Here is a 13,550-nt window from a genome sequence, read left to right on the forward strand (position 1 = left end):
AATTAAATCTGATGAAATGATTCTCTTTTTAAATAAACTTCTCCATTAACACTAGATTTTTATACTTACCTTTAATGAAGCGTTCATCTCTATATTCCCCAACTTTTTCATATCCTAGTGCCGCCCACAAATGTATAGCTGACTCATTTTCGGAAACAACATTCAACTTAATTTTTCTGAGGTTAAGGTACTCTTTTGCAAATTGCTCAATTAATTGGCATGATTCTTTGCCATAACCTTTTCCTTTTACATTTTCACCGCCAATATAGATACCAATTTCACATGTACGATGTATCCAATTAATATCGTACAAGCCAACCATTCCAACAGGAGCGCTATTTTTATCACAAATGATAAAACGCTTATTGTTACCTGAAGTATCTATTAAGGAATCCAGCCATTTTTCGTGATGGTCTAAGGATGTAGGCATGAACCCCCCACCTAAATACCGATAAGTTTCTTCATCGTTTTTCCATTCATTCAGAAATGTAACATCTTTTTTAAGAATAGGTCGAAGATAAACCTTTTCTCCTTTAATCATAATTCCACCTCATTTTGTGATTTATTGTTATTTTATAGATTTAATTTATCCAGATTTTTTATTATTTTTATTGTCTGTTTTCATATAGATGTTTTCAGACTTAAAAAGTTTAAATACTGTACTAAACAAAATTTTAATATCAAGCCATATACTAAAATTATCAATATATCTATTATCAACAATAATTCTATCATCCCAACTGACTGAATTCCTCACTGTTACCTGCGTTAAACCTGTCACTCCTGGACGCATCGCAAATCGCTTTTTTGCCCAATCAGGGTATTCTCTAAATCCTTCATACGGAAAATATGTCACTGGTGGACGGGGCCCCACCAGACTCATTTGCCCTGCTATCACATTAAATAATTGAGGTAATTCATCAAGACTGGTCGCGCGAAGCATTTTGCCTATTTTAGTAATCCTATTATCGTTTTCACTTTTCACACTTAAACCATCGCCAATCTTCTCGGCGTTGACTACCATTGTTCTAAATTTAAAGATCTTAAAAACCTGTCCATTTCTCCCGATTCTTTCTTGGGTAAAAAGCACAGGTCCTTTTGAGGTTATTTTAATTGCGACTGCTATAATAATGAGAATTGGAGATATTATAACTATTCCGATCAAACTTCCTACTAAATCAATTAGTCTTTTAATAAATAAGTTTGTAGTTCTCACCTTTTATCTCCACAATCCTTTAATAATGTCTACAATTCTCTGTAAATTCTCATCTGTTATCTTCGTATCAGACGGCAGGCAAACGCCATTTTCGAACAACTTCTCTGATATTTTAGTGCCTATAAAATCATATTTCTCAAAGAAAGGCTGCATGTGCATCGGTTTCCATATTGGCCTTGATTCTATATTTTCCCGCTCCAAAGCATCCATAATATCAACTGGTTTTACTTTATCTATTACTGTCATTGAACTTAGCCAAAAATTTGGCTGGTCCCAATCATTTACAGGCATAAATTGTACACCTTCTAGTTCACCAAGCTCCCTTTTGTAAAAATCAAAAATATATTTCTTTTTAGCAACTCGTTGATCAAGTACTTTTAGCTGTCCTCTGCCAATTCCAGCGACAACATTGCTCATCCGGTAATTAAAACCTAATTCACTGTGCTGATAATGCCTTGCTTGATCTCTTGATTGAGTCGCCCAAAATCTTGCCTTCGCAATTCTTTCTTCATTATCGGAAACAAGCATTCCACCACCAGAAGTTGTGATGATCTTATTTCCATTAAAAGAGAAGATGCCATAATCTCCAAAAGTCCCTGTATGTTGACCTTTATAGTAAGTACCTAAAGACTCAGCAGCATCTTCTATAACCGCTACATTATGTTTCTTACAAATCTCCATTATTTTATCCATGTCTGCAGACAAGCCATATAAGTGAACAACTATAACTGCCTTCACTTCTGGATACTTCTCAAACGCTTCTTCTAAGGCTTTCGGACTCATGTTCCATGTTTCATAATCGCTATCTATAAAAACCGGAATCGCGTTTTGGTAGATGATTGGATTTGCCGTCGCTGAAAAGGTAAGGGTTGGACAGAAAACAACATCCCCTTCTCCCACTCCTGCTGCTTTAAGAGCCAGGTGGATGGCAGCTGTTCCTGATGAGAGTGCGGCAGCTGCTGTAGAGCCGATTTTTGCAGCTAGCTCTCTTTCAAATCCATTTACGTTTTCACCAAGGGGTGCAATCCAGTTCGTATCAAAAGCTTCTTGTACATATTCCATTTCGTAGCCCTCATCACTCATATGTGGCGATGAAAGAAATATTCTATCGTTCACTTTAGTCGACACCATCTATAAGACTTCCTTCCTTTGTTAAGGTAATATTTCAGTGAATTAGGACTTCATTGGAATTTGCCCAATTATTGAACTCCAATGAGCTACTAAATCACTAAATTTATCTAAGCAATATATGTCATAACATCTAGTCAATCTACTGGGTACTTCCATAAAAAAAGCTCCCTATCCTTGCTGCTTTAGCTCAGTGGATAGGGCTTTTGTTTATTGCTGCTTTAGTTTCATTTCGTTCATTATTTCTTCTAAATACCGATATAAATCTCCTTTCAGTACCTAGTCCTGCAGCGCCATTTCAATTGTTGTTTTAGTAATCCTATCTTAATCGCTTTTTTTACTTTTTTCATTTGGTTTCCGCCTTTGTATTGTCGTCTTTCCTCTATATTATATAACCGCTTCTTCCATAACGGCTTTTAGGTTTTCTTTCGTATTGGCAATTTCAATCAAGTTATCCCGCAGTTCGTTGTTTCCTTTCTGAGGAAGACAGCTAACAAATTTCCAAAGAACTTCCCCTTCAACCACTCCGGCTTTTCCAATATGAATCTTAGGAAAGATCTGTTCAGGATGCACTTCGTTTTCATTAAGGAGCTCTTCGTACATTTTCTCCCCTGGCCGCAGACCGGTGAAGTGAATGCCGATTTCTTCTTCGGTGTAGCCGGAAAGCTTGATTAGGTTGCGGGCCAGATCGACGATTTTGACCGGTTCACCCATATCGAGTACAAAGATTTCGCCGCCGCGTGCTAGGACACTGGACTGTATGACCAATCGGGATGCTTCTGGAATCGTCATAAAGTAGCGAGTCATATCTTCATGTGTAACAGTTAAAGGACCACCTTCTACAAGCTGCTTTTTAAATAGCGGAATGACTGAGCCGCGTGAACCGAGTACATTGCCGAACCGGACGGCAGTAAAGGTCGTGTTTGGAAATTCCCGATCCAACTGTTGGATAACCATTTCAGCGACCCGTTTGGTTGCCCCCATCACGTTCGTTGGATTGACCGCTTTGTCGGTTGAAACAAGAACGAATCTCTTTACTCTTGCATTTGCGGACGCTTCAGCTGTGTTTTTTGTACCAAAAATATTATTCTTTACTGCTTCTTTCGGATTGTACTCCATCAGTGGAACGTGCTTATGTGCCGCAGCGTGGTACACTACATCCGGCTGGTGTTCAGCAAGCACATCAAACATACGCTCACGATCCTGTACATCAGCGATGACTGGTATAATATCAATCAACCCTTTATAACGCTTACGCATTTCCATATCAATCTGGTAAATACTGTTTTCACCGTGGCCGACAAGCACAAGTTTCTTCGGCTGAAACACGGAAATCTGCCGGCAGATTTCTGAGCCGATTGAGCCGCCTGCACCGGTCACTAAAACCGTTTTGCCTGTAACCGTTTCTGCAATGGCTTCAATATCCAACTCAATGGGTTCGCGTCCAAGCAAGTCTTCTACCGCAACATCACGGAGCTGGCTGACGGAAAGCCGTCCGGTGATCACATCTTCAATCAGCGGCATAATCTGCACTTTTGCCTCTGTTTTGGCACATTGATTATAAATGTTTTTGATTTGCTGGCGGTTTAGGGATGGAATCGCAATAATAATATGTTCAATCCCATGCTCTTCCACTAGATAAGGAATATTCCGCGTCGTGCCCAGAACGGTAATACCATGAATTTGCAGACGCAATTTCTTCAAATCATCATCTACAAATAAAACCGGTTCGAATTCTGAGTCTTTGCTGAGCAGCTGGCGTACAACAATCGAGCCGCCTGACCCCGCGCCGACGATCATGGTACGCTTACGGTTCACTTTTGGCTTTAGTAAGTAGTTGTCCCGATAAAAGCGCCAGGTGAAACGGGATCCGCCAATAGACAAAACATGAAGCATCCATGTAATCATGAGTACACGAAAGTAAACGTCATGAAAAGCGACTAACTGCACGATTGCCGTTAAAGCAATAGAAAAAGTGACCGCTTTAACAATCGCAATCAGCTCACGGACACTCGCATATTCCCATGCCTTGTGGTAAAGCCGGTAAATCGCTGCAAATAAGTGATGGCTCACAAGCAGTGTCAGTGAGCTGATCAGAAGGGTACTCGGACTGTAAATATTCATATAAGGATGTAAAATAAAATAACCGATATAGATGGAAAACAGAACAATGGCTGAATCAAGTCCAATTAAAAAGGATATTCTTCGCTGATAAGCCAATAAGCTGCACCTCTTTCATTTGATAGTCTTGATGTCTCAAACACAACACGTAAAAACAGCTAATAGAAACACACTGCTGTGAATGCGCTTTTATTAGCCGTTTTTTCTATTTTTATTTAAATAAATGGGCATTGAACCCGCCCTCACACCGCGCGCTTGACGACAGGCGTCTAAGCGTTCCGTTTCCCGGAACACCACCGCGCGGCCGAGTGCCTCCTTTGATAAAGGTAGAAGAGACATTACCTGATTGACGATTCATAAACAGTAAGACTTTTAGGTTACTTTCAAGTATTAAAACAGTCCGAGGAATTTCTTTTTACGGGCAACGTGATGCGGCGGTTCTTTTTCTATGTATCTGCCTGATAACACAGCTTCTGCGTTTTCCTGAAAGTATGCAGCGTAGTCCGGGTCGATCGCGTTATAAGCCTGCACAAGACCAAACCCGCGTGATGTTGTATTGTGGGCATCGCTGGCGACAAAGTGGGTTAAGTTGGCTTCGATCAGCTGCATCGACAAAGCTTTTACCTTTTTGCCGAACTGACCGTTCACAGATGCCGCAGTTACTTGAGACAGCGCCCCGTTTTTGATGAGCTTGTACAGCTTGTTCGGGTCTTCCGAAATAGCTGCGTTTCGTTCTGGATGAACAATGATGGGGGTGATGCCTTTTAGCTGCATGTCAAACAGCAGCTGTTCTGTAAAAGCGGGAATAGAGCTGGACGGAAATTCAATGAGCATATGGGCAGAATGATTAACCGGCACCAGCCGGTCGTTTTGGTAGTCTTCGAGAAGTTCGCCGTACAAACGGACTTCCTGCCCCGGATAAATCGTTATATCAAGCCCCATTTGCTGTATTTGTTTATTTAAATCGGCTACGGCAGGTTCAATAGCAGATCTTTCATTATGGTATTTGCCGTTTTGGTGATGGGGAGTGGCGACAATCGCGATGATCCCCTCTTCTTGCGCGGCTTGGGCCATCTCCAGGCTTTTGGTTAATTCGCTGGCACCGTCATCAAACCCCGGCAAAATGTGACAATGAAGATCAATCATAATTGCAGCAACTCCCTTCTTATTTGAATCCGATTTATTTTATCATACAAAACGGAAATAACATACAAATTTTCAAAATATGCTCAAAAATAATGAAATTACTCAGAACCGTAATAGTAATAGTAGGCAGATTCCTTCATATTACGATTATTCAGTACAACACCAAGCAATTTTGCCTTGGCGCTTTGCAGCAAGTCTTTCGCTTTTTGTGCGCCTTCTACTTCCGTTTTGCCGCTGTTTATAACCAGCACAGTGCCATCACATTGGTTGGCGAGCACCTGCGCATCAGTCACAGCCAGTACCGGGGGCGTGTCAAAGAAAATATAATCAAAGTTTTCCTGTGCTTTTGCCAAAAATTCTTTCATCGCAAAAGATCCAAGCAGTTCAGCCGGGTTTGGCGGAATCGGGCCGGATGGCAGCGCGGATAAGTTTTCTACGTTGGTTTGCACACACGCTTCTTGAAGCGTCGCCTGGTTGGTTAGCACGTTTGTAAGACCGACTGTATTTTGCAGGCCGAATGTGTAGTGCATGGTCGGCTTACGCATATCGGCGTCAATAATGAGTACTTTCTTGCCCTGGTTCGCAAACACCACGGCAAGATTTGCCACTGTGGTTGATTTTCCTTCGCCCGGGCTCGTTGATGTGACAAGCATCGTACGAAGGGTTTCATCCACTGAAGAAAATAAAATGTTTGTCCGGATCGTCCGGTATTGTTCTGAAATCGGGGATTTCGGATCGGTATTTGTAATGAGCTTTCGTTTCGCAGCACCCGGCGCGGCCGGCTTTTGCTTGTTTCGCTTAAGAGCCAACAGTTTCACCTCTTACGGCTGTTTTTTTAGAGTTGGATGGTTTTGCCCCCGGCTTGCCGCCTGATGCGTCGATCGTTGTGACGCCGCCCAGTACCGGAAGACCCAGCAGCTTTTCTACATCCTGTTCGGATTTAATCGTGTTATCCAGATATTCAAGCAGGAACGCAAGACCCACGCCCGCCATTAAGCCGACGACCATTGCAATCGCAATGTTTAGGAGCGGCTGCGGTTTTACAGGAGACGGGTTTTCGCCGACCTCTGCCGGGGCAAGGATGCTGACGTTATCGACGTTCATGATTTTGACGATTTCGGCCTGGAAAACGCGCGCCGTTTCATTGGCAATATCTGCTGCAATGCCCGCACTTTCATCTTGAACGGTAATATTTACAACCTGGGAGTCCTGTTCGCTTGCGACGGTAATTTTCGACGAAAGCTGATCCGGTGTTAAATCAAGGTCTAAATTATTTGCTACCTTTTCTAAAATAGCCGGTGACTTCATAATGACGTTATATGTGCTGATCAGCTGCAAGTTCGTTTGTACTTCAGCTGGATTGTACATTTGCTGTTCGTTCTTGGCTTGGTTGACAAGAAGCTGGGTAGATGCCTGATAGATAGGAGTTATAACAAAGTAGCTGATAATGCCGCTGATGAGTGCTGCTGCTATCGTAATCAGCACAATAAGTTTCAGCCTTTTTTTTAAGGTTTCAGCGAGTTCCTTCAGGCTGATTGTTTCTTCCATATGATGCCTCCTGATATGTAAGTAGTCTAGGACATTATAGCATAGGAATTTGTCAGATTTAACATGAATTTCGTATATTTAGTGTAAATTTGTAGATTTTAACTTGACATTTAAAAAATAAAACAAATTATTCCTATATGAATCACATATATCCAAAAAGTCTGCAAAGTGGAACTCTTTCAGGCGGAGGGAGGATGGAAGGTGCCGGGATACGGCTGTGAATGATTTATTACAGATAAATAAATATATTAATGAAAATTTAACATAATTATCCAAAATACGTTCCCATCTTACGTGATCCAGATTTTTGCATTCCCTTTCGTTTTGCCAGGCGGCACCTGCAAAGCGAGACAACATTTTTTCGTTTACGGATATTATCTTTTAACATTGATACGTTTAAAGCTTTTTTCTCCAACTTACGATATATTTCTTCATATTCTTCCAGACAATCATGCTATAATGAAAATAATTCAAAAACTAGTGGAGGATGGTAGTGTTTGAGAAAGTTTATTAAAATTGCTTTGCTCGTCTTGCTTCTTGTGGTTGTAGCAGGGGCTGGCGCTGTCTATTATTTTACAAATGTAAAAGAATACGACGTTGCCGACAAAGAAGTAGACAAAATCATTGAAGATCCCTATTCCATTGCATATCCGGAAGCAACGCCGCTTCCTGGAGGTGTGCAAAAAGATGAAGAAGGACTGGTGGTGGTCGATAAGAGGGGGAACTTTATCCTTCAGGATGGCAGTACAATGAGTCCGGATGAATGGTTTTCTTCTCCGGAGTACACGAAAGCTGTTTCACCTGGAGCAGCCAATACAGCTTCGGGCAGTGCCGGGGCTGCCGCGGACGGAACAACTGGAGGAAATGCTGATACAGCCGCTCCTGCAGGTGGTTCTTCTAGCGGCACACCTTCAGCCAACGGGAATTCAGCTGGCAGTTCTGGCAATGGGACATCCTCAGGCAGCAGCAATTCGGCTGGCGGTTCCGGGGGTGGAACAGCAAATAACAATTCTGGATCTGCCGGCGGAGCAGTGACCGTCGATACGATTAAGTCCCGTTATGCCGGATCTTTTTCTTCGCTGGAAGGTCAAGTAGATTCTCAGCTTAATTCATTGATCAGCCAGGCAAAAGCAGAATACGGAGCCAAACAAGCCGCTGGCGAAACGGTCAATCCTGCTTATTTCTACCAAAAATACAGCGGAGCCGCTTCAGGTGTTGAAGCAAAAACAGATGCGGCTTTTAACTCGCTTTATACCGGATTAACGAGTGAGTTAAAAGCAAATGGCTTCAGTGCTTCACATGCCGAACAATATAAAACCGAGTACGAAGCCACAAAAGAAGCACGGAAAAATGAGTTGCTCAGCAAAGTCGCCGGAAAATAATTGAATTCAAAAGGAGAATATCTATGACACTTCGTAAAAAACTAGCAGTCACTACTTTAACACCTGTTTTGGCAGCATCCATTTTCGCTTCTTCCGTTTCAGCTGCCCATTTCCCGGATGTAAAATCAAGCCACCGGGCTTATGAAGCGATTGAAGCAATGTCTGAAGCAAAAGTCATTACAGGGTTTCCAGATGGGACGTTTAAACAATATCAAGCTGTGACACGCGCAGAAAGTGCCATTTTAATCGGGCGCGCGCTTGGCGTAACAGTGGGAACATCCACAAAAACATATACAGACCTGCCAAAAACATCGAAAGCCTATCCTTATGTAGCGAAATTGATGGAACTTGGCGTGTTTGGTGAAAACAGCCGCTTTTATCCAGACCGCCCGCTCTCACGCTCTGAAATGGCGATTATTTTAACACGTGCCTTTGATCTGCCGGCATCCGCTGATATGCCATTTACTGATGTATCACCAGCACACGGTGCAGCGTCATACATTCGCGCGCTTGCTGCCGCGGGTATTACAACCGGCATTGGGGATGGAAAATATGATCCATCCGGTATTGTAACGCGTGGACAAATGGCCATCTTCTTGGATAACGCGCTGAATTATGAACCAGGTACAGGCGAACCAACACCTGAGCCGGAGCCAACTCCTGATCCAAAACCAACTCCTGATCCAGATCCGGTAGATGTTGCAGCGATTGAAGCTCCGTATGCAGCTGAGTTTGCGGCACTGCAGTCATCAGCGGTCAGCAAGCTGAACAGCTTGGCAAGCCAGGCAAAAGCAGAACTTGATGCAGGTGCAGAACTCAGTGTAGTGGCACCGAAGTACATGGGGCTTGCCGCTAGCCTTGAAGCTGAAACAGATGCCTCTTTTAATGAAATTTATGGACGTTTGACTGCTGACCTGGCAGCAAACGGCTACAGCACACAGTCTGCTGAAAAATACCGTACACAATACGAAGCAGCAAAAGCAAAATGGCAGTCTGATTTGATTGCACGTTTTCTTTAATAAATGAAAGAAAGGAGCCCCTTTTCAACATGGGGCTCCTTTTTTGAGTTCATTTTCGTATGCTTTCAGCTTATTGGTGCCTGCTGTCAATTCAACCGCAAGGCGGAATCCGCCGTCGGCAAAGTTCATAGGAATTTGATTCGATGGGAAAATAACCGGTGTTCCGATTACATCCGCATCCACTAAAAACGGAAACTTGATCGGTGTTTTTAGCGCTTTTCCTTTAACTGATTTAATGTCGGGACTAATGTACAATGTATACTGACCATTAACATAATCAGCTTTTGGTGAGACCTTTACCAGATTTTCATCAACGGTAAAAGCCGTTTCAACTTTTTCTCCATCTGCGTTCACGATAAACAAATTATCCTCATTAATACTGGACGCATCTAAATTGGTAGTAAACTTGATTGTCCACGTTTTATCGAGTTCTTTCGTCGTTTTGCCTTCCATCTCTTGCCACTGAATTTCTTGAGCCACAGTGCTTTGTGTCCCTGACATCGAAAAAGCGCTGGAAAAGACTAGTAGAACAACCATGCGCGAAATACCCAACCCTGTAAGAAGCTTCTGCATCATTCCTCCCCCCTATAATTCTTATATCTTTCTTTAGTGCTGCTAAATTAGCACTATTCTCATAATACGAAGTTCCCGTTAAAAGTATCCGAATTTTCATTTTTTACAATAGCATTCGGCTAATATGGAGGGGTGCTTGAAAAAATAATTTTTGCCAAATTGACCGGAAAAGTTGTGTGGTCTGCCGGAATTTCTTCAGATGGACCAGATTCTCTGCGCAACGACCGGAAAGTGGGAAGCTCGGCCATTGCACTTCCCACCCCTTTCTACTTCAATTTTTTCGGCCGATGAACCCGAAAAAAGAAAAAAGACTATCCCATAAAAGGCAGTTTTCACTGACTGATGGGATAGCCTCGCACCATACGGCTGCTAAAGTAAGGCAAGTGACCGGGCAGATCAATCCGTTTTATCGGTCGAATGACGAGCCCTAGCGGTCACTTCTTGCTTTAACCGCTTATTCTGCTGTAAACCGAAGTTCATCCAGCGCGTACGTATCAAGAATCTGCTCGAATACAAGCGGATGTGTCAGCAAGTAGTCGAGCGGGTAAAAGCCCGGCGGGACTATTCCGCTTCCTGCGTTTGTGTAGTTGATTGGGTACGGCGTCATGATCCGCTCTAGCTCATCACCTGCGCTGTTGTATGCGATCACTTCAATCCAGTCTCCGTAATTCAGACCCGCACGAGTAAACAAGTATTCACCAGACGAGAGGATTGGCGCTGGCAGCTGTTGACCGTTTATCTTTACTTCCATACGACTGACGCCCGCCCCGGGATTAATCCGTCCGCTTGTAAATGATCCGGCTGAGGTGAATTGCACCGACTTAATGTAGAGACCTGGCACATTAAAGCCAATTTTAGATGGATCATAAAGCGCCATAATTTTATTGTATCGATCTGTATCCGATACAAAGTCGGCCATCGTTCGAATACCTTCTAGCAGATCAAATGGCTTTTTCACCTGCACATTTACAGAATCAGTAAAGTTCCCGTCTTTCGTCGTAGCAGTAATAGTCGTTTCACCTGCTTTAATCGGTGTTACGATGCCAGCTGGACTGACAATGGCAACGGACGGATTCGTGCTTGTCCAGGTAACTTCCTGGTTAAAAGCATTTGTTGGATAAACGGTATGTCCAATAGTTGTTTTTGCCGGGCTAAATGTGCCGCCGTTATCAAGAAAAATCTGCTCATCGCGGTCAAGAGAAATGCCGGTTACTTTACCGTAAATTGCACTTCCAGTGGTTACATTGACTGTGTACAGCTTCTTAGCTGCTCCATCATGGGCGGTTACCAAAATTTTCACCTGCGCTGTTCCATCCGGTCCAAGGGCATTGCCCGTTATCTGCACCGAAGCATTGAAACGGTCTTCCGCCTGGGCATCAACTTTTAACAGCTCAAGCGGGCCGGTGACTCCTGAAGCTGGTACTGTATGAATGTAATTTAATACATCCGGGCTAAATTGGTGTACGGGAATATCATTGATTAATAGGCTTTTTAGATTCGTATTGTCAGAGCGTTCTGTCTCAATCAGTTTTTCCCACCGGACAACACCGCCCCGCTGGTAATCACCAAGCCGGCCTTCAAGCTGCAATATCTGAAAGGTCGAGCCTGACCCATTCATTTCAATCGCTTCTTTTCCAGTGAGAATCACTTTATGCTTGCCGGCTGCCGCGAAATTAAAGCGGCTGTAGTCTTTTGAATAGCTTTGTGAACGGTCACTATAAGAGGTATGATACTCCTTATTGCCTATCTGGCGAAAACTTCCATCCACACGCAAAATACCGTTTGTTAAATGTCCTTGGTCATTTACTGGTACGCCTAATTGGCTGTATGTCCGGGCTGCATGACTGCGTGGACTCTGTGTGGTGAAATCACCATATACGTGAACATAATCGCCATCATTCATAAACATGGTTTCCGACGATGTATCCATTGTTGCGTGGATCATTGTCAGCCAGCCGTCTTTGATTAAGTAGTCCCCAAAGATATCAACGATTCCATAATTTACGTACAACTGGCCGCTTTCCTGAATGACGTTGCCCTTTGCCGATGATACAGCCATCGATTCCTCAGAGCCGACCTTCACATAGCCGCCATTTATGTTCAGTGACTTGTTTTCTTGAAACATATCATCTACCAGCGGGCCGCCATTAATTGTCAGGTTTCCACCAATCTCAAAGGAGCCTTTATTTACATTTATGAACCCTTTTTGCACAGCATCATTTTGTACAACTATACTTCCACCGCCAAAGTCAATGTTCCCTTCTTGAATAAAACGGCCAGCCTTCATGTCAAAGCCATTTAAATCAAGTCCACCGCGGATTTTTTGATTATATTCATCTTTCACACTAATTTCAGAGCCATCCGCTTCACCATTCACCCGCAAAAAGCCGTCCTGGACAAAGGTATGTTCTACCGCTATGTTGCTGTTGTTTAACTGAATGGAAGATCCTGACTCCTGTTCTAAATTACCTGCAGTAATGGTTCCGTCTACTGCCCGAAGTTCCGAACAGGATAAAAGAACAAGATCACCATCAACGCTTAAATCGTAGCCATTCAAGTCCATTTTCATGTTTTCTGCCAAAACAAGATCACCTGTCATATGGAGGTCTTTCGCCAGCGTCCAGTTGCTGTATACCTTGGGCTCACGAATATCTTCTACAGATTGTTGGATACCGGTGAATACCTTTGTAAGGGAAGAAGCATTCACAGCATGGAAGTATTCCCCCCCTGTTTTTTGGGCAATTTGGGCCAATACAGGAGCATCGATGTCTTCTGTATTTCCAAGGCCGATCGTGTAAATTCGAATATCATTTGCATAAGCTTCATCAGCCAGATTAAGAGAGACTGAATTATTGATTGACTTTCCATCCGACAGGATAATCATAATTTTATGATTTGTTTCACTGTTTTTATCAAACTCGCTGAGTGCCAGTTTCATTGCTGTGCTCATATCCGTCCCTCCGCCATTTGGCAGAAGCTTGTCCAACGCGCTTTCAATCAAAAAGCGATTGCTTGTGAAAGATTGCAGATTTTGTGCTTCACTATTAAATTTTATGACAGATGACCGATCATATGAGTGTAGGCCCTGGATGAGCTTCTCTGCTTCTGTCAGTCTAATGTTGAGCGGATCGCTAGTAAGCATACTGCCAGAATTATCGAATACAAGTGACAAGTCAATACCGCGATCAGGGCTGCAGGCACGGTTGTCAATCAACGGTGCTGCCTGAGGCGAATCGAAAGAAGGGATAAGAGAAATAACTAATATAGTTATAAATACGATAAATGATGTGATTTTCTTGTTCATAACCGGACTCCTTTAAATGTAAAATTTTATAAATAAATGATGAAATATGTCCTTTTTTTCACATGAATTTGTTGTATTTTGTGTTAATATAAGAAAAGTATACTATATTACAG

Annotated in this window: 11 protein-coding genes; 2 read left to right on the forward strand and 9 right to left on the reverse strand. The window is 42.8% G+C overall.

The annotated features are described in order from the left end of the window. Nucleotides 1–28: 28 nt before the first annotated feature. The 7 genes from L2D08_RS01895 to L2D08_RS01925 all read right to left on the reverse strand — a co-directional run bounded on the left by L2D08_RS01895 (nucleotide 29) and on the right by L2D08_RS01925 (nucleotide 7,159). Nucleotides 29–541, reverse strand: coding sequence for a GNAT family N-acetyltransferase (locus tag L2D08_RS01895; RefSeq protein WP_242232019.1), 513 nt, complete (start codon nucleotides 539–541; stop codon nucleotides 29–31). A 45-nt stretch (nucleotides 542–586) separates the two neighbouring features. Continuing rightward, nucleotides 587–1,216: a sugar transferase gene (locus L2D08_RS01900; protein ID WP_242232020.1), complete on the reverse strand. Its 630-nt coding sequence runs from the start codon at nucleotides 1,214–1,216 to the stop codon at nucleotides 587–589. A 3-nt stretch (nucleotides 1,217–1,219) separates the two neighbouring features. Then, nucleotides 1,220–2,332 (reverse strand): DegT/DnrJ/EryC1/StrS family aminotransferase, encoded by a 1,113-nt coding sequence (locus tag L2D08_RS01905; protein ID WP_242232049.1) that lies wholly within the window; start codon nucleotides 2,330–2,332, stop codon nucleotides 1,220–1,222. A 399-nt stretch (nucleotides 2,333–2,731) separates the two neighbouring features. Continuing rightward, nucleotides 2,732–4,564 carry a polysaccharide biosynthesis protein gene (locus L2D08_RS01910; RefSeq protein WP_242232021.1) on the reverse strand — a complete coding sequence of 611 codons (1,833 nt, stop codon included), beginning with the start codon at nucleotides 4,562–4,564 and terminating at the stop codon, nucleotides 2,732–2,734. A 291-nt stretch (nucleotides 4,565–4,855) separates the two neighbouring features. Further along, nucleotides 4,856–5,611 carry a tyrosine-protein phosphatase gene (locus L2D08_RS01915; RefSeq protein WP_242232022.1) on the reverse strand — a complete coding sequence of 252 codons (756 nt, stop codon included), beginning with the start codon at nucleotides 5,609–5,611 and terminating at the stop codon, nucleotides 4,856–4,858. Between the two features lie 98 nt (nucleotides 5,612–5,709). Then, on the reverse strand, nucleotides 5,710–6,420 hold the full coding sequence (locus tag L2D08_RS01920) for a CpsD/CapB family tyrosine-protein kinase (protein ID WP_242232023.1): 711 nt from the start codon (nucleotides 6,418–6,420) through the stop codon (nucleotides 5,710–5,712). Then, on the reverse strand, nucleotides 6,410–7,159 hold the full coding sequence (locus tag L2D08_RS01925; RefSeq protein ID WP_242232024.1) for a YveK family protein: 750 nt from the start codon (nucleotides 7,157–7,159) through the stop codon (nucleotides 6,410–6,412). Before L2D08_RS01925 ends, L2D08_RS01920 begins: the two co-directional genes overlap by 11 nt. Before the next feature lie 497 nt (nucleotides 7,160–7,656). Here L2D08_RS01925 and L2D08_RS01930 point away from each other — a divergent pair, with 497 nt between their 5' ends. Next, on the forward strand, nucleotides 7,657–8,541 hold the full coding sequence (locus L2D08_RS01930) for a hypothetical protein (protein WP_242232025.1): 885 nt from the start codon (nucleotides 7,657–7,659) through the stop codon (nucleotides 8,539–8,541). Nucleotides 8,542–8,564: 23 nt separating this feature from the next. Then, nucleotides 8,565–9,560 carry an S-layer homology domain-containing protein gene (locus L2D08_RS01935; RefSeq protein ID WP_242232026.1) on the forward strand — a complete coding sequence of 332 codons (996 nt, stop codon included), beginning with the start codon at nucleotides 8,565–8,567 and terminating at the stop codon, nucleotides 9,558–9,560. Between the two features lie 24 nt (nucleotides 9,561–9,584). Here L2D08_RS01935 and L2D08_RS01940 read toward each other — a convergent pair whose 3' ends face one another. Together L2D08_RS01940 and L2D08_RS01945 are read right to left on the reverse strand one after the other, a co-directional pair. Then, nucleotides 9,585–10,133: an Ig-like domain-containing domain gene (locus L2D08_RS01940; RefSeq protein WP_242232027.1), complete on the reverse strand. Its 549-nt coding sequence runs from the start codon at nucleotides 10,131–10,133 to the stop codon at nucleotides 9,585–9,587. Nucleotides 10,134–10,587: 454 nt separating this feature from the next. Continuing rightward, nucleotides 10,588–13,437 (reverse strand): VWA domain-containing protein, encoded by a 2,850-nt coding sequence (locus L2D08_RS01945; RefSeq protein ID WP_242232028.1) that lies wholly within the window; start codon nucleotides 13,435–13,437, stop codon nucleotides 10,588–10,590. Nucleotides 13,438–13,550 lie beyond the last annotated feature (113 nt).

This window comes from Domibacillus sp. PGB-M46, assembly GCF_022668875.1.
In the GTDB taxonomy this organism is placed as follows: Bacteria; Bacillota; Bacilli; order Bacillales; family Domibacillaceae; genus Domibacillus.